The organism is Alteromonas sp. RW2A1, assembly GCF_001886475.1.
GTDB lineage: Bacteria > Pseudomonadota > Gammaproteobacteria > Enterobacterales > Alteromonadaceae > Alteromonas > Alteromonas hispanica.
In genome coordinates, this window is record NZ_CP018031.1 from 1,669,013 (window position 1) to 1,691,584 (window position 22,572).

The 22,572-nt window shown below is 43.8% G+C and carries 15 protein-coding genes; 7 read left to right on the forward strand and 8 right to left on the reverse strand.

Annotated elements, in window-relative coordinates; all coding sequences use genetic code 11:
* Positions 1-202 precede the first annotated feature (202 nt).
* The 4 genes from BM528_RS07540 to grpE form a co-directional block, all read right to left on the reverse strand.
* On the reverse strand, positions 203-601 hold the full coding sequence (locus tag BM528_RS07540; RefSeq protein WP_071979361.1) for a DUF3718 domain-containing protein: 399 nt from the start codon (positions 599-601) through the stop codon (positions 203-205).
* Positions 602-865: 264 nt separating this feature from the next.
* A complete protein-coding gene (gene dnaJ, locus BM528_RS07545; RefSeq protein WP_071979362.1) occupies positions 866-1,999 on the reverse strand; it encodes a molecular chaperone DnaJ in 1,134 nt (377 codons plus the stop codon).
* Between the two features lie 192 nt (positions 2,000-2,191).
* On the reverse strand, positions 2,192-4,120 hold the full coding sequence (gene dnaK, locus BM528_RS07550) for a molecular chaperone DnaK (protein ID WP_071979363.1): 1,929 nt from the start codon (positions 4,118-4,120) through the stop codon (positions 2,192-2,194).
* A gap of 116 nt (positions 4,121-4,236) precedes the next feature.
* Complete coding sequence (grpE, locus tag BM528_RS07555; RefSeq protein WP_071979364.1) at positions 4,237-4,866, reverse strand: nucleotide exchange factor GrpE; 630 nt, start codon at positions 4,864-4,866, stop codon at positions 4,237-4,239.
* A gap of 244 nt (positions 4,867-5,110) precedes the next feature.
* Here grpE and BM528_RS07560 point away from each other — a divergent pair, with 244 nt between their 5' ends.
* Positions 5,111-8,689 carry a sodium:solute symporter family transporter gene (locus tag BM528_RS07560; protein WP_071979365.1) on the forward strand — a complete coding sequence of 1,193 codons (3,579 nt, stop codon included), beginning with the start codon at positions 5,111-5,113 and terminating at the stop codon, positions 8,687-8,689.
* 36 nt (positions 8,690-8,725) lie between these two features.
* Here BM528_RS07560 and BM528_RS07565 read toward each other — a convergent pair whose 3' ends face one another.
* Positions 8,726-10,252: a response regulator gene (locus BM528_RS07565; protein ID WP_232230597.1), complete on the reverse strand. Its 1,527-nt coding sequence runs from the start codon at positions 10,250-10,252 to the stop codon at positions 8,726-8,728.
* A 689-nt stretch (positions 10,253-10,941) separates the two neighbouring features.
* Between BM528_RS07565 and BM528_RS07570 the strand changes: the two genes are divergently transcribed.
* Complete coding sequence (locus BM528_RS07570; protein WP_071979367.1) at positions 10,942-12,216, forward strand: capsular polysaccharide export protein, LipB/KpsS family; 1,275 nt, start codon at positions 10,942-10,944, stop codon at positions 12,214-12,216.
* Between the two features lie 186 nt (positions 12,217-12,402).
* Here the strand turns inward: BM528_RS07570 and BM528_RS07575 are convergent, their stop codons facing one another.
* Positions 12,403-13,122 carry a hypothetical protein gene (locus BM528_RS07575; protein ID WP_071979368.1) on the reverse strand — a complete coding sequence of 240 codons (720 nt, stop codon included), beginning with the start codon at positions 13,120-13,122 and terminating at the stop codon, positions 12,403-12,405.
* 272 nt (positions 13,123-13,394) lie between these two features.
* On the opposite strand from BM528_RS07575, the gene BM528_RS07580 reads away from it, so the two are divergent.
* The 3 genes from BM528_RS07580 (at position 13,395) to BM528_RS07590 (ending at position 16,342) form a co-directional block, all read left to right on the forward strand.
* Positions 13,395-14,051 (forward strand): hypothetical protein, encoded by a 657-nt coding sequence (locus tag BM528_RS07580; RefSeq protein ID WP_071979369.1) that lies wholly within the window; start codon positions 13,395-13,397, stop codon positions 14,049-14,051.
* Positions 14,052-14,131: 80 nt separating this feature from the next.
* Positions 14,132-15,529 (forward strand): hypothetical protein, encoded by a 1,398-nt coding sequence (locus BM528_RS07585; protein ID WP_071979370.1) that lies wholly within the window; start codon positions 14,132-14,134, stop codon positions 15,527-15,529.
* 144 nt (positions 15,530-15,673) lie between these two features.
* Positions 15,674-16,342 carry a glutathione S-transferase family protein gene (locus BM528_RS07590; RefSeq protein ID WP_071979371.1) on the forward strand — a complete coding sequence of 223 codons (669 nt, stop codon included), beginning with the start codon at positions 15,674-15,676 and terminating at the stop codon, positions 16,340-16,342.
* Positions 16,343-16,509: 167 nt separating this feature from the next.
* On the opposite strand, the gene BM528_RS07595 is transcribed toward BM528_RS07590, so the two are convergent.
* Both BM528_RS07595 and BM528_RS07600 read right to left on the reverse strand, forming a co-directional pair.
* On the reverse strand, positions 16,510-17,145 hold the full coding sequence (locus BM528_RS07595; RefSeq protein ID WP_071979372.1) for a response regulator transcription factor: 636 nt from the start codon (positions 17,143-17,145) through the stop codon (positions 16,510-16,512).
* Positions 17,146-17,283: 138 nt separating this feature from the next.
* Entirely contained in the window at positions 17,284-19,608 is a 2,325-nt protein-coding gene (locus tag BM528_RS07600; protein WP_071979373.1) for a TonB-dependent receptor, read from the reverse strand.
* A 267-nt stretch (positions 19,609-19,875) separates the two neighbouring features.
* Here BM528_RS07600 and BM528_RS07605 point away from each other — a divergent pair, with 267 nt between their 5' ends.
* Together BM528_RS07605 and BM528_RS07610 are read left to right on the forward strand one after the other, a co-directional pair.
* Positions 19,876-21,171 carry a GntP family permease gene (locus BM528_RS07605; RefSeq protein ID WP_071979374.1) on the forward strand — a complete coding sequence of 432 codons (1,296 nt, stop codon included), beginning with the start codon at positions 19,876-19,878 and terminating at the stop codon, positions 21,169-21,171.
* A gap of 78 nt (positions 21,172-21,249) precedes the next feature.
* Positions 21,250-22,569 carry an E22 family MetX-like putative esterase gene (locus BM528_RS07610; RefSeq protein ID WP_198033599.1) on the forward strand — a complete coding sequence of 440 codons (1,320 nt, stop codon included), beginning with the start codon at positions 21,250-21,252 and terminating at the stop codon, positions 22,567-22,569.
* Positions 22,570-22,572: the final 3 nt, after the last annotated feature.

The following is a 22,572-nucleotide window of genomic DNA, read 5'->3' on the forward strand; positions in this document are numbered from 1 at the left end:
ATCGTGACGAAGAGAACAATAAATCGCAAGCATTAATTGACAAAAAATAGTTAGAGCCAGACAAAGGTAAGAAAAAATGGATATTTTTAAAGGAGAGATAAAAAAGGCGAGGCCCCTAAACGGGGCCTCTAGTGCGGCGTAGCGCCGCTACCATGTTGAAACGTATTATCACATGGCGTGATGTTGCTGATTTAATCGGTTTTTATATACGACCGTTTAACTCAGCAGAAATTGGAGAGTCTTGAAGACCTTGTTCCGCGACCCATGCTTGCAGCGTTTTGCCATCGGCTTCTGGCTCTTGTAGATCTTTACTCGGCATTTTTTTAACTAGCAGAGTACCTACTTCAACAGCGTTGTTTAATAAAGCCGTGCGAATTAGGCTCTGTCCGTCGCAAGAAATACCCGAATAATAGTCGCGAAGTTTTAAGCGATAGTCAGATTGCACGCTACGCATTTTTTTACGTAACTCACCTTTGTCGTCAGCCTGAACAATAGTACAAATGTTAGCTAGAGCATCGCTGATGCCATCGGCCTGTGCAGCGTTTGAGAAAGCAAGCGAAGACGCTGCTACTACTAATGAGGTTTTAACTATTTTCAACATGGTTAAAATTCCTGTGGTTTAAGTTAGTGCGTAAGTGCATGTCGCTTATTAAACGCTATCTAACTAAAAACAAAAACATGTTGAACAATAATAAAGTATGTATGTGTATACGTATTTTTTTTGGGGGGTAAGTGAAAGCTAACGGGTGTTAAAAATGCCAGTTAAATACTTTAACTGGCATTGATTCAAACGCGTTAAACGTTGTTTTTAACGAAGAAACTTTGCTTAGCGCTTTATCCCTTCACCAATTAATTCTTAAGTGAATTAGTTAGTTAAGTCGTCGAAAAACTTTTTAACGCCGTCAAAGAAGCCTTGTGCTTTAGGGCTATGCTTACTCGATGCTTTGCCCATAGACTCTTCAAGTTCACGTAGCAGCTCTTTTTGTTTAGACGACAAGTTCACTGGCGTTTCTACAACCACTTTACACATAAGGTCGCCAATTGCGCCGGTTCGAACCGACTTCACGCCTTTACCGCGTAACCGGAACATACGGCCAGTTTGCGTTTCTGCGCTTATCTTCAACTTCACTTTACCGTCTAGAGTCGGTACTTCTAACTCGCCACCAAGCGCTGCTGTGGTAAAGCTAAGCGGTACTTCACAGTAAAGATTATTACCATCGCGCTGGAATATCTCGTGGTCGCGAATATGGACTTGCACATACAAGTCGCCTGCCGGAGCACCGTTCTCTCCAGCTTCGCCCTCTCCCGATAAGCGAATTCTATCACCAGTATCTACACCAGCTGGTATTTTAACGTTAAGAGTTTTGGTTTTCTCTTTACGGCCATGTCCGTGACAGCTGTTACACGGATCTTCAATGATCTTGCCTTTACCCGAACAGGTAGGACAGGTTTGCTGAACCGCGAAGAAACCTTGACGCATTTGCACTTGACCATTGCCGTGACACGTTGGACACGTCTTAGGAGAAGACCCACTTTTTGCGCCAGAGCCGTCACACACTTCACATTCGGCAAGCGCCGGAACGCGAATATCAACACTCTTACCACGCACAGCTTCTTCAAGTGAAAGCTCTAAGTTATAGCGTAAATCCGAACCTTGACGGGCTCGAGATTGACGACCGCCACGACCGCCACCACCAAAAATATCGCCAAATACATCGCCAAAGATGTCGCCGAAATCTGCACCACCACCGTAGCCACCGCCACCGCGATTTGGATCGACGCCTGCGTGACCATACTGATCATAAGCCGCACGCTTTTGTGAATCTGACAGAATTTCGTAAGCTTCTTGAATTTCTTTAAACTTAACTTCTAAATCTTTATCACCTTCTGTGCGATCTGGGTGATATTTCATCGCTAGCTTTTTATACGCTTTTTTAATTTCGCGATCGCCAGCGCTTTTATCAACACCAAGCACCTCGTAGTAGTCACGTTTCGACATATCGTTTACTTACCCTACTTATTGTCAACAGGGGGATTGCCCAGCCTATTGAATCTACATCTGACTGTTGTGAAAATCACCTGCGCGATTGAGAAAAAGCGGCAAGTCATTTACACAACAAAGGCGCAGCAAGAAAATCCTGATGCGCCTGAACTGTTAAACAGCCCGGCGCACCGGGCTAATTACTACAGCTTACTTTTTGTCTTCGTCTTTCACTTCTTCGAACTCAGCGTCGACTACATCATCGTCAGCTTTACCAGAAGCTTGCTGCTCAGCACCTTCTGCACCGCCAGCTGCAGCACCTTGCTGAGCTTGCGCCGCTTCCATCAACTTGCTAGACGCCTGAATAAGCTCTTGCGTTTTCGCTTCGATTTCTGCTTTGTCTTCGCCTTTAACTGCAGTTTCAAGTGCTGAAAGTGCTTCTTCGATTGGCGCTTTGTCTTCTGCACTTAGTGCATCGCCAACTTCTTCAAGCTGTTTACGTGTGGCGTGAACCATACCATCAGCTTGGTTACGCGCTTGAATTAGCTCTTCAAACTTCTTGTCAGCTTCTTTGTTCGCTTCCGCGTCAGCTACCATTTTTTCTACTTCTTCATCGCTTAGGCCTGAAGAAGCTTTGATAGTGATCTTCTGCTCTTTACCTGTGTCTTTATCTTTCGCAGACACGTGTAGGATACCGTCGGCATCAAGGTCGAAGGTTACTTCGATTTGCGGTACACCGCGCGCCGCTGGACGAATACCTTCAAGGTTAAACTGACCAAGAGACTTGTTGCCACTTGATTGCTTACGTTCACCTTGTAGTACGTGTACTGTTACCGCAGACTGATTATCTTCCGCTGTCGAGAATGTTTGCGACTTCTTCGTTGGAATAGTCGTGTTCTTCTCGATTAGCGCAGTCATTACGCCACCCATGGTTTCAATACCTAGAGACAGAGGCGTAACGTCTAGAAGTAGTACGTCTTTAACGTCACCAGAAAGTACACCACCTTGAATTGCCGCACCTACTGCAACAGCTTCATCTGGGTTAACATCTTTACGTGGCTCTTTGCCGAAGAACTCAGTTACATACTTCTGTACTAGCGGCATACGCGTTTGACCACCAACAAGGATGATGTCGTTGATGTCGCCTACAGATAGGTCTGAATCAGCTAGTGCTTGCTTAAGTGGCTCTAGAGAGTTCTTAACAAGTTCTTCTACCAGTGACTCAAGCTTAGCGCGCGTAAGTTTAATCGCTAAGTGCTTAGGACCTGAACCATCTGCTGTGATGTACGGCAAGTTAACTTCGGTCTGCTGTGAAGAAGAAAGCTCAATCTTCGCTTTTTCACCAGCTTCTTTAAGACGCTGCATAGCAAGCGGATCTTTACGAAGGTCGATGCCTTGGTCTTTCTTGAATTCTTCAACTAGGTAGTTGATAACACGGTTATCGAAATCTTCACCACCAAGGTGTGTGTCACCGTTAGTCGCTAGTACTTCAAACGTGTGCTCGCCGTCTACTTCATCGATTTCGATGATAGAGATATCGAATGTACCACCACCTAAGTCGTATACTGCAACAACGTTATCGCCTTGCTTTTTGTCCATGCCATAAGCAAGAGCAGCAGCAGTTGGCTCGTTGATGATACGCTTAACTTCAAGACCTGCGATACGACCGGCGTCTTTCGTTGCCTGACGCTGTGAGTCGTTAAAGTAAGCAGGAACAGTGATAACTGCGCCAGTTACTTCTTCGCCAAGATAATCTTCAGCGGTCTTTTTCATTTTCTTAAGTACTTCAGCAGAAACCTGCGGAGGCGCCATCTTCTCGCCTTTCGCTTCTACCCATGCGTCACCGTTATCAGCACCTACAATTTTGAAAGGCATGATGTCGATGTCGCGCTGTACTTCTTTATCTTTGAAGCGACGACCAATTAGACGCTTAATTGCGAATAATGTGTTTTCTGGGTTAGTGACCGCCTGACGCTTCGCAGACTGACCTACCAATGTTTCACCATCATTTGTGTAAGCGATGATTGAAGGTGTTGTACGATCGCCTTCCGCGTTTTCAAGTACGCGTGGTTTGTCGCCGTCTAGAACTGCGACACATGAATTAGTTGTACCTAAATCGATACCTATGATTCTACCCATTTTCGTGTCTCCGAAAAGTTTCTTAATTCTGTAAAAATAGTGGGGTTATTCCCGCTCTTTTCAATAGTTGCCAGTAAAAAAACTGACTTTTTGTGTCTTTTATCGCAATGCTTGGCTTACGCTTGCGTATCAACACCACCGCTTGGTGCGCGCGATACCATTACCATGGCAGGGCGAAGCAAACGGCCGTTAATTTGATAACCTTTTTGCATAACGGCCATAACTGTATTTGGCTCGTGGTCTGCACTTTCTTGCATCGACATCGCCTGATGCAAATCAGGGTTAAAGGTTTCGCCCTGCGGATCTATAGGGGTTAATCCAAATTTCTCAATAGTGCTGATAAAAGTTTTATGCGTCATTTCTACGCCTTCAAGCAAAGGCTTTACAGCCTCACTGTCGCTGTCAGACAATTCAATGGCGCGTTCTAAGTTATCAATTACTGGTAAAAGCTCACCGGCAAAGCGTTCAAGAGCAAACTTACGTGCCTTTTCCACTTCACCCTCTGCGCGACGACGTGCATTGTCGGCGTCAGCTCTGGCGCGAAGTACGCTGTCTTGTTGCTCTTTAACCGTTGCTTGGGCTTCAGATAAAGCAGTCTCTAGCTCATAAATACGCTGACTAGCTTCATCTAGAGGTGCATCAGAACCTTCTACTTCCTGGCCTTCAACTTCCACTTCTTCTGTTGCTTGCACTGTTTCATCAACTGCGTTTTCTTTATCTGCCTGCACGTCGCGATTTTCGCTCATGCCTACCTCCAAACTTTTTTAAATTAGGCAACACCCTACTTAAAGGGAATAACTGTGTTGCGCTTATTTATGGGGCTAGTTTCTAAGCGATCAAGGGTAACCACACAAAATTTGTGGTTTGATTTAAATTTTTTTTCAAAAATAATTTTGACCTAACGCAATCGCTTACCATCTTGTGAAAATCACTGCTTCATGTTGTGAAAATCGTGTTAACGTAAGTGCGTGTATTTCATGAGGATCATTGATGCTGAGTATCTGGTCGATTGGCAGTATTGTTGCTGTTTATCTCTTCATTTTATTCGCGATTGGCTTTTGGGGAGAAAGATATCTAAAAGATAATCGCCAGCACCCAATTTTATATAGCTTGGGATTGGGCGTGCACTGTACGTCTTGGGCTTTTTTCGGCACCACCTCGCAAGCCGCTGAGTATGGATGGGCTATCGTTCCCACCTATATGGGCATTATCCTTACTATGGTATTTGCATTTCCGGTGGTATTACATATAAGCCGTCTTTGCCAGCAACATAATATTACCTCGCTTGCCGATCTGATTGGCATGAAGTACAAACATTCTCACCTTGTGGCAGCATTCGTTACCGTGCTTTGCTTTGTTGGTGTTATTCCCTATATCGCCTTGCAACTCGACGCAATTACCAAAAGCATTACTCTTATTACCCCAAATACATCAGAAACCAGCCAAAGCGTAAGCATGTATGTGGCGTTATTAATGGCGATATTCGCGATTATTTTTGGTACCCGAACACTCAACCTCACTGACAAGCACCCGGGCTTGTTAATGACTATTGCCTTTGAGTCGGTGTTTAAACTTGTCGCGCTGTGGTCTGTTGGCATTTTTGTCTGCTTTTTTATGTTCGATGGGGTGTTAGACCTTATTTCTAAAGCCTCTCAACATGAGCAAGCGCGAGAACTGATTTACGCCGATAGCGCCCCTCTTGTATACGTTACTCATGTATTACTTGGTGTGTGCTCTATGTTTGTTTTGCCACGACAGTTTCATATGAACTTTGTTGAACTGAATGGAGAAGGCGAACTTCGCACCGCTAGGTGGTTTTTCCCGGTTTACTTACTGGGCATGACAGTATTTCTTATTCCTTTGGCCTTGGCAGGAAAGATGTTGCTGCCACCGTCGGTTAACTCAGATACTTATGTACTGGCCCTCCCCCTTTTTGCCGAAAACACCGCGCTTTCTATCATTGCTTTTTTAGGTGGATTATCGGCAACCACCAGTATGGTTATTGTCGCCACGCTGGCCCTGGGCATTATGATTGCCAACAACTTAGTGACACCGCTGTGGATAAAAGCGCGTTTAAGAACAGAACCCAACCATACCCTTGAAACAACAAAGGTACTCGCCATACGCCGATTAACGGTATTGGTAGTTCTTTCAGTAGCGCTTTGGTATCACCTCAATGTGAGTCAAGCTGCTCCTCTTGTAAAAAGTGGCGTTATTGCTATTGCGCTTTTAGGGCAGTGCTTGCCGGTGCTCATGTTTGGGCTTTACTGGGAAAAGCGTTCAAAAGCCGCTGCGTTGGCGGGGCTCTTTTCGGGCTTTCTGTGTTGGTGCGCCCTGCTGTTATACCCAAGCGTGATGTCGAGCTATTACTTTAATGCGCCGCCTACCGATGCCCAGCTTGGCATTGGCTTTCTGATATCTCTTATCACCAATGCCGCCATTTATATGTTGGTATCATTTATTAGTTTTTTTGGTGATAAAAAGAGCGTTGTCGACAGCACCATAGATTTAGCTACATCTACCCCATACCTGACCATACGAGTAGGCGACTTAGTGTCGTTAACCCAGCGTGTTTTAGACTCGCAAACCCATAACACTCTGGTTAATCAACTCTCTGTTGACGTATCTCATCCTCAGGTAAATGGGTTAGCAAGCCATTCGCTTTTACAACGAGTAGAAAAACTTCTTGCCGCTCAGGTTGGAGGACCAAGTGCTAGAATTCTGCTGGGCGCCATTGCTGATAAGGGCACAGACTCATTGCCCGAGCTGGTAGATTGGGTGGAAGAAGCATCGCAGTCGTTCCAGTTTAATCACGAAGTTTTACAGTCGTCTGTACAAAACATAGAGCAAGGAATAAGCGTTCTCGATGAAAAGCTTCAGTTATTGGCATGGAACGAGCGCTATGTTGAGCTTTTCCGTTATCCGCGCGGATTTTTAAAAGTAGGAATGCCAATAAACGATATCTTGAAGTACAACGCCAAGCGTGGGCTGTTTGGTAACACTGACGGCAGCACTGGTCGTTTTGGTAATGAAATCAGTGGCGACAAGCAAATTAACATCAATAATGACATCGATAGCGAAATTGAAAAACGCATTCAATATATGCTTGAGGGGAGTCGCCATAAGTACATAAGAAAGCAGCATGACGGCAAGGTAATAGAATTAAACGGCGCGCCACTACCCGGTGGAGGATACGTTACCACTTACAGTGATATTACCGAATATATTGCGATCCAAAGCGCTTTGGAAAAATCGAAGTCTGAGTTAGAGCAACGGGTAGAACGCCGTACACAGGAGTTGCAAGACGCCAAACAACAAGCCGACGCAGCAAACGAGAGTAAAACCAAATTTCTTGCTGCTGCGGGACACGACCTTATGCAGCCTTTTAACGCTGCCACACTATTTGCCTCTATGCTGCAGAAAAAAACCAAAAACAGTGAGTTATCTGGGCTTTCTGAAGGGGTTGTTGACTCTTTAAATAATGCTCAAAGTCTGTTGTCGATGTTGTTAGATATGACGAAGCTTGATTCTGGCGTTTTAAAGCCAAATAAGGTCACTTTTGCCATCGACGATGTTTTAGCTTCACTGTGCAAAGAGTTTAGCCTTATCGCAAAAGAAAGAGGTATAACCCTCACGTACGTTAAAACAAGTTGCTGGACATACAGCGACAAACACCTGTTTAGACGTGTTGTGCAAAACTTGCTTTCTAATGCCATTCGTTACACTCAAACAGGCTCGGTTTTAGTTGGCGTGAGAAGAAAACAAGCGCTACCGGTATCACCATTATCTCAAGGTTCATTCTCGGGCGTATCGACTTCTAATGCTGATTGTGGACAGCCACTTATTACAGAGGCTAATTCTGGACAGTCACTTGCTACAAACTGTGGACAGTCACTCAATGTTTGCGTTTACGATACCGGCCCAGGTATTCCGCGGCACCAACAAGAAGAAATTTTTAGCGAATTCCACCAGCTAGAACACTCAAGTAATTCTCAGGGAATTGGCTTAGGTCTTACTATTGTAGATAGAATGTGCAAACTGCTTGGCCACAGCATTACTTTACAGTCAGAAATTCACAAAGGGAGCTGTTTTGCTATCACCGTCCCCAAGTTCAACGTTACCCATTCAAAAGCAGTAGAAGCTCTTAAAGAAGAAACACAGCCACAAAATGAACTCGCCTTTAATAGCAACCAAGCGTCACAGTTTCTTCACGGTAAACGGCTCCTACTTATAGAGAACGACGAACAAGTGACAGTGGCTATGCAGGCCCTGTTGGGCGATTGGGGCGGCGAGGTAATAACAGCTACAAACAAAATCGAAGCTTTAGCAGCCTGTGAAATGAAGCCCGATATTATTATAGCCGACTATCATCTCAACTTTGGAGAGACCGGTACTGACGTATTACACGCTATTGAATCTTTACCTTATGTTGCGCCATTACGCATATTAATTACCGCAAATAGAAGCCCAGAAGTACGAGATATTGCTGCAGACATGGATATTGCCTATTTACCAAAGCCGATAAAACCGAGCGCGTTAAAGCGATTAATAAAGCAAAGAGTCAACTAGCTCACTGATATGGCGGGTGTGGTTGCTGTTCCATAATTAGTTGCGATGATATAACGCCAACGTATTTTTTAACGAACCAATATCAATCGGTTTCGTGAGATAGTCATTCATGCCCGCATCGAAACATTTCTGTTTTTCACTATCCATCGCATTAGCCGTTAGTGCAACAATAGGAATTTGCCTAAGAGCTTCACCAGTATGACCTGCACGTATTCTACGAGTAGTTTCATAGCCATCGAGGTTTGGCATTTGGCAGTCCATGAAAATAAGGTCGAAGTGTGTAGAGTCAGACGCCTCCAGTATATCTATGGCCTCAAGGCCATCGTTCGCAGCGCCGACATTGACTCCCATATTTTCCAAAATCGCCAGCATTACTTCTTGGTTTATATCATTGTCTTCAACTAACAACACGGATAGGTTCATTACAGGTTGCAAGGCCTCAGGGTGTTCGTCTGAGTCTCCCGGTTCGGTTTGTTCCGCCGGTTTAAGCGGAATAGTAAACTTAAATATAGAGCCTTTACCCAACGTACTCTCTATGGCGATGTCCCCGCCCATGAGTTCACAAAGCTGCTTGGTAATGGCAAGCCCTAGCCCTGTACCGCCAAACTTTCGCGTGGTAGACGTATCGGCTTGTGAGAATGAGTCGAAAAGGCTGGGAATAGCAGAATCGCAAATTCCAATTCCGGTATCATGTATTTCAGTGCTAAAACGCAGCGTGTCATCAATACTCACCACATCGTATTTAATTGTAACGCCGCCGCGGTCAGTAAATTTAACAGCATTAGACAGTAAGTTATTGAACACTTGCTTCATACGATACGGGTCGCCGACTACATTCAGCTGTTTGGTGTTATTTGTAACCAAGCCAAGCTTTAATCCTTTGCTATCTGCTAAAACCTTTTGCTCCTGCACCAAATCAAAAATGAACTGCGTTATCTCAAACTCGACATTTTCTAGTCTTAACTCTCCCGCTTCAATTTTCGAAAAATCCAAGATGTCGTTAATAACAAATAACAACGAATCTGCGCTGCGTTTTGCTGTGGCTATAAACTGCTTCTGATCATCATTTAAATTCGTGCGACTGATAATTTCAATCATACCAATGATGCCGTTCATGGGTGTGCGTATCTCATGGCTCATGTTGGCAAGGAATGCACTCTTCGCTTCGTTCGCGGCTATGGCCTCTCGCTCATGGGCTACAGCGATATCTCTCTCTTGGAGTAATTCCGCCTGTTTACTTACCAGTGTTCGCCGGGCTAGGTGCGCAAACCAACTGAGCATTGTTCCCATAAATAATGCGAAGAAAAAGTGCATCATCATTGGCATATCGACAGCGAGATTAACGACAATCCACCCCAGCCAATTCAGTACTATCAAAAAGGCCCAGTGGGCACGATTTGAAAACACAATTCCAGAGGCGATAATTACCAAGAAGATATTGGTTGTTTGTTCTGGTAGTTGAGACAGCCACAAATGCAGAACACTATTGATAGTTCCGAACGCGAGAAGTATTAAAATCCAAAAGCTCTGACGGTCGGCAGAAATATGATCGGCTTTTCGCATCAAGACGAAACTTACAACCATGGTTAACGATGAAAGTGCAATGAGCGTCCATTTGAAGTCTTCACTCAACAAAAAAAGTGACTAAGTGATAACAATAGATATAGAAAGAAAAACGCAAAGGCGATAGGTTTTAAAGGCGCTTGAGAGTCACTTTTGACTCGTTTGTTTTTTGTAGACAAACTCATTTGAATTTCATTTTATTTCATAGCTCTCGTGATAATAATGTAAATAAATTGAAACCTGAATGCTTAATTAGGCTAACAAAAGGCTAAAGAATGTCTAAAAAACCTCTACGCTACCGCTGTAAAATACCTTCTTAAACATCACCCTCAACCATACTGCTTACTGCTTTTTTGTTTTAAGCTGCGATCTTTTATTCATCTGTCAATTTTTAGCAACATTCAGCGTTTGTGAACTACCCAGCGACATCGCTTCTCTGATCACTGGGCTTCCACAGTCTAGCTTTGAGCTAAGCTGCTTCTCTTTTCTCAGATCCACAATCCAACTTCGATAGCTCGAAGACTTTCATTTTAATTCTGTAGGAAATGCAAGTGCAGAGACAATACGAAAATATATTCAAGAGCAGGGGTGACACCGATTCATCCCCGCGACATCACTTCGTTCTGATCACGGGGTTTTCTCGGTGAGCTTCGATAAAATACATATCAAATGCAACCTGCGACGTATTTATGACACCAAGTTCAGCCATTGAAAAAGACAATTTTGCAAAAATAGACGTTGAGAACGAAAGAGCCGCAATTGCTCAAACTGATACAGCAGATAGCAGAGAAGTTTGTGAAAGAGAGAATAAAAAATACGTTTTTATTGCAAGGGGAAGCTCTCATATAAAATACTTCAATGCCTTTGCTCAGCAAACTTCATTAGATGTGCAGGTAATAAAGATCAATAAACACCCCTTTCTACCCTCACATCTGATGGGTCTGAAACAAGTAAAAAATATTGATATTGATAAGCTTCTAGAGGCTTATTTAGCGAAGAAGGCTTCAAAGTACAACGCAATATCGCACACTTTTCTGTGGGCATTTTATCGACACGCGATGCGCACCATTCTTAAATTAGACATAGTTAAAAGTATTAGCCTAATACGTAACGCAAATGCCGACGTAGTAGGCGTATGGAATGGTCAAAAATTGCCAAGCTCATCCATTGCTGAGGCCGCAAAGGCATTAGGCAAAGAAGTTGTTTACTTTGAAAACGGTTTGCTGCCCAATTCAACAACATGTGATTGGTCTGGCGTTAATTGTAAAAACTCTCTGCCCAAAAGTGGGGAGTTTTATCGTAAATACTACAGTGAGGCCCCTCTGCCTAATAAGTTGATATCAAGAAAGCCCATCGCTAAAAAAGCCAGTGGCGCACGCGAACACTCGCTACCCGAGCAGTATGTTTTTGTTCCTTTTCAAGTAGAGACAGACAGCCAGATAATATCCAACTCGCCGTGGATAAAAACTATGAGGCAGCTGTTTGAGTATCTTGTTACAGCAATCGAAAAGGTTAATAACCCACATTTGCATATTGTAATCAAAGAGCATCCATCAGAAAAAAAGCGACACGATGATTTACACGGTATACACCCACGAATTGTGTTTGCGAATCAGTGGGAAACTCAAAAATTGATAGAAAAATCTCAAGCGGTATTAACCATTAATTCAACGGTAGGCATTGAATCATTGTTACTGAATAAGCCGGTTATGACCATGGGCAATGCATGCTATGGATTGGACGGTGTCAGTCTGCCCATTCATTCTGAAGGCAGCTTACTTGAAGCGCTCAATCAGCTTGAGCGTTGCCAAGGGAACCCAGAAATAACCAAGGGATTTTTGCATTTTCTTAACGAGCACTATGCAATTCCAACGGCTTGGAACAATATGGATGAGAGGCACGTAGAGGCACTAAATAAACGCCTAACGAAACAAGATTTACTGTCGAAGATTGCGAGCGCCTGATATTTTGCACCTTAGTGCGTCAACACTCGCTTGGACGTCTGCACACGTTTGGCGGCATCAAACGCTTGGCAGCAGCACACGCTTGGAACTAGCCTTCTATCGAAGAAAGCCTACTACTGAAGAAAGCACGCTCTTGATGTTAACGCGCTCTTCAATAGAGTGCATGATACGGAGATGAGCCTGCTGTTATTGATTAAATGTACTGCTGCCAGTGTTGTCGTTACCGAGCTTGCTTCTGTCTTCAGCATTATCGCTTTTTCTACTATCAATGTTATCGCCAAGCAACACGTCAATAGCTTTCTGCTCATGCTCAGTGAATGCGGTTTTAAAGTTATCACTATGAACCGGAATAGCTTTTCGCATAGGCGGCGCAATACGCTCGTTTGCTCTTTCTAACTGTTGAGTAAACTCTTTTATGGATATGCGATTGTAAGTATAAACCCCCTCTTTTTTACTCCCCACTGAAGGCGTTAGCAGGTCATCATGTTCCAATAAAAAAGCATGCTTAAACACTGCCTGCGACTTTGTAAAACAATGCGTTTTACTGCGCAGAAGCGCAGCCTCGGGCAGAGCTTTAATTCGAACACTATCTTGGCTTTTTTGCCATGTCACGCCGCAAACGCTTACCACATAAGCATCATCTTGTTCTGCCACCGTCGCTCTCGCAAGCGGTGAGCCTGCTGGCATGGCATCAAGAGCGTTAATCACATCGGGAAGTTCGTTAAGCGAAAGCTTTTCTAACGTCATTACACCGCTATTTGAAGTGTAGGTAAGCTTCACCGTGTTTTCTAAATAATATACTTGGCCGGTGTCCTGCCAAATAGACACAGCCTGCTCTTCTTTCTGCTTTATAAGCGCAGGCTTATTCGATCTAGTCTTTAAGCGCTTTATTATATTGGATAACACAACTTACACTTCACATTATGTATTGGCTTATATTAATTATTTTATCTACGCAAAGCTGGGCGTAGCGGATTAACTCTTTACTCCAATCTCGCTTGAGAGAGTTTCAGCTAACTTTCCCCCCTTTGATGTCAACAAAGGTGTACGTAATCGATAGCGGAGTAAGAATTGTTATCTTTGCTACCTAAGGTTAGTATCTCAATTGAAGCCTCTCGAGGACCGAGTAAAAGGTTAATACCTAATAATTATTTCAAATATGACAAAGGACTAAATCATTGCGCTTGCTCTTCATCGCGTTACTTGCCAGTGCCCTACTTGCATGCAGCGACCCAAAAGAACTAAGTGAATCTGAACGAAGATTCAATAGGGCAACAGCACAACACTCTGAGCAAGTTCAAGAAGCGCGAATATTGCTAAACGAAAAACTAACCGGTGATTTTCTATCAGACATTAATGCACTGATTTATGCAAAGGAAAAGCTCAATGGCGCTGAATCTGTTTTTGTTAAAGCCAAAATAGTTGGAATGAGTTCACCCGAAGCGGAAAAACTCAAAGCACAATTGAGAAAATATGAATTGGAAGCAGCAAAAACTTCTGTCTCGCTGTTACGTACCGCCTTTCGAACAACAATAGACTTTCAAAAAAGTGTACACGATATGCCTTTGGCGCCAGTCAGCGGTGCATCGCTTGGCAGTAGCTTTATGATTGATTACATGGGCAAGCAATTTAATAGCTCACTTGAAAGTTGCTGCTTAAGCCATCTTAAAAATATCGAGATTTTTATGCGAGGTGCGAAAGGCGATATCTTTTACACGCTGCGAAAGCGTATTATTAATGTAGAAAGCGATTTAACACGAGTCCTCTCAGACGACGAATATCAGAGAAAATACAAACAAACTTTGTTGGATATTGAGAAAGAACTATCAAAATAATGCGCCCGTTTTTAGCAAAGCACAAAATAGTAATGGTTAACAAACGATAGTAACAAGGTTAAGCAATAGGGATAGCAACGATGAAGGCATTGAAGAAGTTAACATTAAGCACGCTTTTGATGAGTTTAACACTTCCTTTGTACAGTTATGGTGAAGAGGTTGCTAATGCCATTCCTATTTCAAACGATTTTCCAGACTGCGATTTTGAAACGATTGAAGAGATTTCGTTAAGCGATAGCAGAAACGAATTGTCTGCTTTAAAAAAGACTGCCAGCGACGTTGCTAAAAAGCGGGGAGCGAGTCAGATTGTACTGCTTTCAAAACTATCATCCCCTACTTCCCCGTCTGAATCTTCTGAGAATAGCGATAAAATTTCAGGCGCAGCTTTGATTAGTGGCTGTAAGAAAGAGCCGCTAGCAAAAATTGGAGTTGAGAGAAATCGTTTATTAGGCACGACAAAACTCAGCATGTCATACGAGTACAAAACGGTTATTAAAGGTCGTGATATGACTTTTGATTTTGCTGAAATAGCACAAAGTGGAAAAAAGCAGATACAGGCTCCCGCTCTGGCTAACACCACTGTGTCTTTTGAAAATGGTGTTTTTGGCTTAAAAGTAGGTGACGATTTATCGGTACTTTTTGAAAAATTAGGTACTCCCACTGCCGAACTGATACTGAATAAACAGGATACGTTATACGCTTTTGGACGAAATCTGTGGGTGGTAATGCGCAACAATAGCGTTTTTTCCATCAGTAGCGAAAACGCATGGTTATCTGCTGGGCTGATAAACTATTTTGAATTTGATGATAGGCCACTTTCGTCTTGGCAAGTTAATGGAAGTGTAAGCCGAGGCCACGGCTTGAAGGCGATTGAGGAGCAACTTAATGGCAAGTTGATTGACGAATATGTCTATCAAATTAAATCAGAGAATATGGTCTTTATTGATATAGGGTTAACACTGCACGTTGAAAATAATGACACTCACTACGTTGCAAAGAGTTTTAGCTATGGCTATGGCTATGAAGCAATCAAAATAGATCCTGAAATTATACAGTCGGCGCCAGAGATATATTCTAGGACCTACGCTGATTTAACACAGGCCTCTGAAACGCTAGACCCAATATCCATGGAGCAAATCCCCTTTAAACCTATACTTGCATCAAGAGGTTACGAGGGCAAAACGCTGCATGTTTACGATAAAAGCTTAGCTATAGTGTATTCCAATAAAATGCTGAGAAAAGTGCTTATTAGCGAATCGTTTCTCAAAGACGCAGCGCTAAATATCGATTGGGAATTTGGGCCTTTACGCTACGGCCTGAGTGAAGAAGACGTGAAAAAAATCTTTGGCGAAGAGAACATTTTTGCATTGGGTGACTATTGGGAAGTGTATGTCGACAACCTCAAATATGACCTTTATTTTGCCAAAAACAAACAAGGCACGACAATACTTAGCGAACTTGAGATCGAGATGTTTTAAGCCTGTAAACCAAGTGTTTTGATATTTTGAAGTGAATACGCCCCGCCTCACCACTACTTTTGATAGTCAACTATCAATAAATATATGTTGCACATGAGTGGATAAACTAGGAGTGTAATGACACTTTTTTTGGGAGGGTGAAACATGCTTAAACTGTACGGCTTTGATGTAAGTAACTATTACAACATGATTAAACTGGCACTGGCATTAAAAGGGATAGATTACGAACCGGTAATGACATATCCCAACCAAACGCCAGAATATTTAGCTATCAGTCCAACAGGCAAAGTGCCTGCGTTACAAACTGAGCATGGGGTGCTAGTAGAGACCAACGTTATTTTAGAGTATCTCGATGAAGTTGCGCCTGAAAAACCTCTGTATCCAACCAATCCCTTTGAGCGGGCACAGGTTAAAGAGCTCGTGAAGTTAATTGAATTGTATATTGAATTACCTGCAAGGCGCTGTCATACCGAAGCTTTTTGGGGCGTTCCGGTAGATGACCTCACGAAAAAAGAAGTCAAGCGCGCGTTGTTTAATGGTGCCCAAGCATTGGCTCGAGCCGCAGAGTTTTCTCCCTATGTAGCAGGCGATAGCTTAACGGCAGCAGACATCATGCTGTTGTATACAATGGATCTTGCCGTGCCCGTAGCAAAAAAATTGTTTGATGTTGATTTGTACGAGCACGCTCCGGGAAGTAAAGCACTTATAGCGCAGCTTAAAGAAATGCCAGAAGTCCAACAAATCGAAAAAGACAAACGAGCAGCAGCCCCTGCATTTAATGCTTATTTGAAAAAAGCGTTTAGCGGCAAGTAAAACTTTGCAACTAGAATAAACATTAGCAGACTAGCCCAGTAGACTGCGTGGAAACCGTTTTTTAAGCTGTTTTTAAACTGTTTTCTCGAGATGTACTTTTTGAGGTATATTTCCTGAGTCATGGCTAGGTGATACTGAATGGCTATGGGCTAGCCGCTATTGATTTATTACTCTGTTCGCATAGCGTTTTTAAACGCAATACCCGCTTTGGTTCTATTTATAACACCCAGTTTTTTTAACACCGCAGAGACGTGCTGTTTTACGGTCGATTCTGAAATAGCTAATTCGTAAGCAATTTGTTTATTCAACAAGCCATCTGCCACCATTCTCAACACTTTTAATTGATGGGGCGTAAGCTGGCTCAATCGAGCGCCAAAGTCATCCAGGGAGTCGTTACCGTCTGCTGACAAATCAATATGGGCGGGCAGCCATGTCTCACCCTCAAGCACCGTATTTACAGCGTCTACAATACAATCTACCGAAGCGGACTTAGGTATAAAACCACTTGCCCCTAGCGCAAGCGCACGTTGCACAATACCGGGCGAGTCTTGCGCCGTAACTATCACCACCAGCACGTCTGGGTACTCGGCTCGAACTTCAGACAGCCCATTGAGGCCCTCACTTCCAGGCATACCTAAATCCAAAAACACCACATCAATAGTGGTATCTTGCGCCAACATATTCATTGTCTCTGGAAACGTCGACGCTTCAACAAGCTCTACGCCGCTGCCGCTGGAGAGTGCATGGCACATTGCTGCTCGAAATAATGGGTGATCATCTGCAATCAAAATACGTGTAGGCACAAGTCATCCCTTTGCTACTGCTTCATTAACATCATAATAACATGACATAAACACTACACCATGTACTTAATTAATAACCACAAAAAACCACCCGAATAGTGGGTGGCTTTTATCGTAAAGGCGTCGACTTATTTTTTGTTAGAAACGATACCCAAGAGTTAGATGAACGGTTCTCGGGTCGCCATAATAACCAATTAGCGTCGTGTCGCCTCCTAGCCCGGGACCGAAGTTTCCGTCATCGTCGCGGGTAACAAAGTCATATCCCCCAGTTAAATACTCTTCGTCGGTGAGGTTTTTCACATGTATACCGCCGTACCAATCCCCTTCTACACTTTCCCAACGCGCACTTAGGTTAACCATGCCGTAGGCGTCTTGTTGAATAAGGTCGCTGGTTTCGAAAAGTAAATAGTCATCACGGAAGTAGTAATTTGCGTTAAACGTAATGTCGCCAAAGCTCGTCTCTAAGAAGTAGCTAGCGTTAAAATTAAAGGTATTCTCTGGCGTACTTGCCAAACCAATAAGCGGAGGAATAGCGTTATTTTCTTTAATTTCAAAGTCGATGTAGCCATATGCTGCGTCAAACTGCAGGTTTTCTGACGCAATCCAGGTCATCTCTAATTCAGCACCTTTCGCAGCTGTTTCCGCTGCATTGCGAAGTCGCTGATCAAGCGCTGTGGGGTCAGACAAATCACCTTCTACACCAATATATTGTCTGTCTTTATGATCATATGAGAACAAGGTCACATTTAGGCGCAATGTATCACTTAAGTCGCTTTTCATCCCCAATTCGAAACTATCAACCACTTCTGGGTTTACACCTGGCTCGTTAATTTGTGCACGAGGATTAAACGTTCCTGATTTAAAGCCCTGAGAGTAACTGGCGAAAAACATCATGCTTTCGTCCATTTGATATTCAACGCCTACCCTAGGCGTAAATCTCGACCAGCTTTGCACTGCAGGTGCATCTAAAACGCCGTCGCCATCGGTATCGGTACCTAACACCTGAGGAACCAGTTGGCCTTCTGGACGCACATAGCCGTCAATCCAATCTGAGTAAGGGTATACGTTGTCAAACACCAATCCATTATTTACAAAGGCTGTTTTTTCTTCGTCTGTGTATCTCGCACCAAAGGAGAGCGAGAGTTTATCGCTCACGTTATAATTAAGTTGAGCATAAGCTGCATAGCTCTCTGAATTGTTGCACCCAGTTACCTCACGGGTGAGTCCGGGTGCGCCCAGAGACTGCCCCAGCACGCCTAAAATGGCATCGAAATTACCGCAGCTTTCGCCATCGTAAAAATAAAGGCCTGAGACTATATCGAAATCAGCGCCCATGTAGTTGGCTTGCAGTTCATGGGTCGTATTATTGTCATCATACTCCGCAGGTACATCAAAAATGGGCAGTGGTGTATTATCGAAATCGATGTTGGTGGGTGAATAACTCTCGCGATACGAGCCAATGTATTTAAGCTCTAAATTTTCATTTACGTTGTAGCGTGCTAACCAGTTATAGCCTTCTAATTCAACCTTGTTCCATGTTGGCAAGCTCGTGTATGAGTCAAATTTTGAATCGGGAACAGGCGCATCGGTTAACAAGCTAGGCAATAAGCGATAACCACCGCGGGCATTAGACGTATCTTCGGTTTTGTCCCAACCAAAGCGGAAGAACAAATCTTCGCTGGCGTGAACTTCCAGCGACAATCTAGCGGCCCATAAATCTTTGTTGTAGTTTTCTTTATCTTGATTAGGCAGAGCGCTGAGTAAGTACTCGCCGAATCCGTCGCGATTTAAGTTAGCGTAGCCCACCCCTAAATATACGGTATCTGCAACAAGCGGCACTTGGCCAATTAACCTAATATCACGCTGATTGTAACTACCGACCGTAGCCTCAACATTCATCTCTGTGTCGCCACTCATTTCTTTCGTGACGTATTTCACGGCACCACCAATGGTGTTCTTGCCGTAGAGCGTGCCTTGCGGCCCACGTAATACTTCAATACGTTGCACGTTAAGTAAGTCAAGCACTGCACCTTGTGGCCGCGCAATATAGACATCGTCTACATAAATCCCTACGCCAGGCTCATAGCCCCATAGCGGATCTTGTTGTCCTAAACCGCGGATAAAAGCGGTAAGCGTATTGTTGGTTCCTCGGCTGGTTTGCAAGGTTGTGTTTGGTGAAAATTGCTGAAGTTCAGTTAAAACGCTGATGCCTTTCTCGCCAAGCTCTACAGCGCCAATCGAGGTGATTGCCACCGGAGTTTCTTGAAGCGACTCTACGGTTCTACGCGCAGTAACTTCGATGCGCTCTAACTTGCCTTTTTCTTTTTCTGCATTCTCGTTTGTATTGTTTTGCTGCGCCCAAGCAGGAGCTGCGCATAAACCTGCAGCAACCGCAATCGCGCAAAGACTGTGACGAGTGACTGCGCTTGGCGCATGACGCTTGTTGTGTGTAGTAAGTGACATAGTAAGTCCTTTATTGTTTTAAGTGGTGTTCACTGCTTGATGTATTGCCTACGGTCACGAATTACTTTAGTTAATTAATTGTTAACAGTATGTAGTACCATCGTACTATGGGCTTTTTGCCAAAGTAACGTCAAACTTTATGTGTAATTTGAACACGTTAGATTTGTTGACAATAAACTTGCGCAAAAGCAAGTCGGTTAGTGAATCTGCAATCGACTTAACTGCTTTGGAATATCTGCGGTCACAGATTTTTAAAGGAAAATAACTATGTTAAGTATGATTGGCTTGGTAGGCGGGCTTCTGCTACTTATTGTATTAACAATTCGTGGGATGAACCTGTTTATCGCCGCCCCTTTGTGTGCCCTTGTTGTTGCGCTAACCAATAACATCGCGGTTTTTACCGGTGATGTAAACTTTGTAGAAACCTACATGAGTGGTTTCTCAGGTTTCATTGCGTCTTGGTTTTTTATGTTTTTGCTGGGAGCGCTTTTTGGCAAATTCATGGAAGATACAGGGGCCGCTGATTCGGTATCTCGATGGATAATCTCGAAAATTGGCTACAAACAAGCAGTACTCGCCGTAGTGTTAGCATGCGCTATTTTGACTTATGGCGGTGTGAGCGTGTTCGTCGTAGCGTTTTCCGTTTATCCCATGGCGGTAAGCTTATTTAAAGATGCCAACCTTCCGAGACGGTTTATTCCCGCAGCGATGGCCTTTGGCTCGGTAACTTTTACCATGACATCGGCTGGTTCTCCGGAAATTCAAAATTGGATCCCGATTAAATATCTGGGTACGTCTCCTTTTGCTGCTTGGGAAGTGAGCTTAGTTGTTGCCATTTTAATGGCTATTTTTGGCTACTGGTGGCTAGCAAAAATGATTCGAAAAGCCGTGAACAACGGTGAGGTTTTCGTGGCAAGAGATACCGATCCGGAAATTCGGGAACGGGATTTACCCCACCCCTTTACCGGAATTCTGCCGTTAGTCGTGGTGTTAGTTATCTCGTTCTTATTTCACGAGGAACTAGCACAGCTAGCACTAATTTTAGCGCTTGGCGGTGGCGTATTGTGTTTACTGGCGATTAACTTTAAATACTTCCATAGCTTGTCGATGGCTATAAACGCCGGCACAACAGGTGCACTTATTGCCATCGGCAATACTGCCGCGGTGGTTGGCTTTGGTTCGATTGCGAAAAATACCGACGCGTTTCAGCAAACCGTGGCGCTAATGACTCAAATCCCTGGTAATGAGTTAATTGGAGCGGCCATTGCTGTTAGCGTTATTGCGGGGTTAACAGGAAGTGCATCTGGCGGACAGGCCATCGCCCTCCCCCTTGTTGCACCTCACTATTTAGATCAAGGTGTTGAGCCAGAGCAGCTGCACCGAATTGTCTCTATTTCTTCAGGCGCGTTAGATTCATTGCCACACAATGGGTACGTGGTCACTACCATTAGGGCAATATGTCACGAAACCCATCAGGCTGCTTACTGGTCAGTGGGGGCATTGACGGTAGTAGTGCCACTAATTGGTTTGGCTGTCGCGATTGGTCTATTTAGTATTTTTTAGTTAAAACTCCCTAAGAACCAAAAATAGATGCCAAAAATGTCAGCCTAAAGAATTGAATGAGATAAAAGGATATTAACGATGCATTATGTCTCTTGTAGACTCCAACAGCTTATGTCTGGTTGTAGAACTGTGCTTCTACATCGCAAAGCGGGAAGAACGTTGACAGTGAAACCGGCTATTTTGCCTGGGCTCGCGTTTGTTTCAGTCGCAGTATTGCTTTTCTCAAGCCCAACGTTGGCAACAGAAAACGCTGAGGTGCATAACCAACAAGAGAGCGAAACCTTACTTGTTGAAAAACAGATCTTTCGCATGGACAGCTTTACAACCTTTGGTGGAAAAACCATTGAGGATGTAAAAGTAGGCTGGGAAGCCTACGGCACGCTTAGTGAGAACAAAAATAATGTTATTCTTATAACGCATTATTTCTCAGGCTCATCCCACGCTGCCGGAAAATACAGTAAGAGTGACGCGGCGCCTGGCTATTGGGATAGTATTATCGGGCCAGGAAAAGCGATTGATACCAACCACTATTATGTAATTAGTGCTGACACTTTAGTGAATTTGAATGCCTACGATGACAACGTGGTCACCACCGGTCCGGCTTCAATAAATCCATCGACCGGAAAACCTTACGGACTCGACTTTCCTGTAGTGACCATTAGAGACTTTGTTAACGTGCAAAAAGCTCTGCTTGAAAGTTTAGGCATTTCGAAACTTCATGCCGTTGTAGGCCCGTCAATGGGCGCAATGCAGGCTATCGACTGGGCAAGTGCTTATCCTAACTGGGTACCTAGAATGGTGTCGGTCATCGGCGCAGGTGAAAGCGATGCTTGGACAACTGCCGCACTGGAACACTGGGCAAATCCGATAAGGCTTGATAGTAACTGGAAGAACGGTAACTATTCGCCAGACAAGCCACCCTCTGACGGGTTAACCGCTTCTTTGATGTTGATAACGCAAAATGCATTAACCCCTGAATTTTTTAACGCACAGGGAAACATGCTAGGCTTCAATAACTTAGAGTCTAAACCATTGGCGAGTATTAACAATCATCATTCTGTTACCACTTGGCTGCAGGAACGCGCTGCGGCTCGCAGTGCAAAAATGGATGCCAACCACTTACTCTATCTTGTAAGAGCATGCCAACTGTTTGTCGCGGGGCATCAACACAATTTAGAAGCAGGTGTTGATGCAATAAAAGCAAAAACGTTATTTATTCCGGCAGATTCAGATTTATTACTTATGCCCTATTTAGCTCAAGATGTGCACAAGAAGCTAGAAGCACGTGAAATGTCCAGTGATTACACAGAACTCAAGGGCTCGTTAGGTCATTTAGAAGGTGTAGCAAACATATCAAAACAGGCAGTCGCTATTCGCCAATTTTTGGAAAATGAGTAAAGG

Bases quoted from the DNA above. Each gene is read 5' to 3' on its own strand.
- BM528_RS07605 (WP_071979374.1), top strand. From the start codon at position 19,876: ATGTTAAGTATGATTGGCTTGGTAGGCGGGCTTCTGCTACTTATTGTA.
- BM528_RS07540 (WP_071979361.1), bottom strand. From the start codon at position 601: ATGTTGAAAATAGTTAAAACCTCATTAGTAGTAGCAGCGTCTTCGCTT.
- BM528_RS07570 (WP_071979367.1), top strand. From the start codon at position 10,942: ATGACACCAAGTTCAGCCATTGAAAAAGACAATTTTGCAAAAATAGAC.
- BM528_RS07565 (WP_232230597.1), bottom strand. From the start codon at position 10,252: ATGCGAAAAGCCGATCATATTTCTGCCGACCGTCAGAGCTTTTGGATT.
- BM528_RS07560 (WP_071979365.1), top strand. From the start codon at position 5,111: ATGCTGAGTATCTGGTCGATTGGCAGTATTGTTGCTGTTTATCTCTTC.
- BM528_RS07600 (WP_071979373.1), bottom strand. From the start codon at position 19,608: ATGTCACTTACTACACACAACAAGCGTCATGCGCCAAGCGCAGTCACT.
- BM528_RS07590 (WP_071979371.1), top strand. From the start codon at position 15,674: ATGCTTAAACTGTACGGCTTTGATGTAAGTAACTATTACAACATGATT.
- BM528_RS07610 (WP_198033599.1), top strand. From the start codon at position 21,250: ATGCATTATGTCTCTTGTAGACTCCAACAGCTTATGTCTGGTTGTAGA.
- dnaJ (WP_071979362.1), bottom strand. From the start codon at position 1,999: ATGTCGAAACGTGACTACTACGAGGTGCTTGGTGTTGATAAAAGCGCT.
- grpE (WP_071979364.1), bottom strand. From the start codon at position 4,866: ATGAGCGAAAATCGCGACGTGCAGGCAGATAAAGAAAACGCAGTTGAT.
- dnaK (WP_071979363.1), bottom strand. From the start codon at position 4,120: ATGGGTAGAATCATAGGTATCGATTTAGGTACAACTAATTCATGTGTC.
- BM528_RS07585 (WP_071979370.1), top strand. From the start codon at position 14,132: ATGAAGGCATTGAAGAAGTTAACATTAAGCACGCTTTTGATGAGTTTA.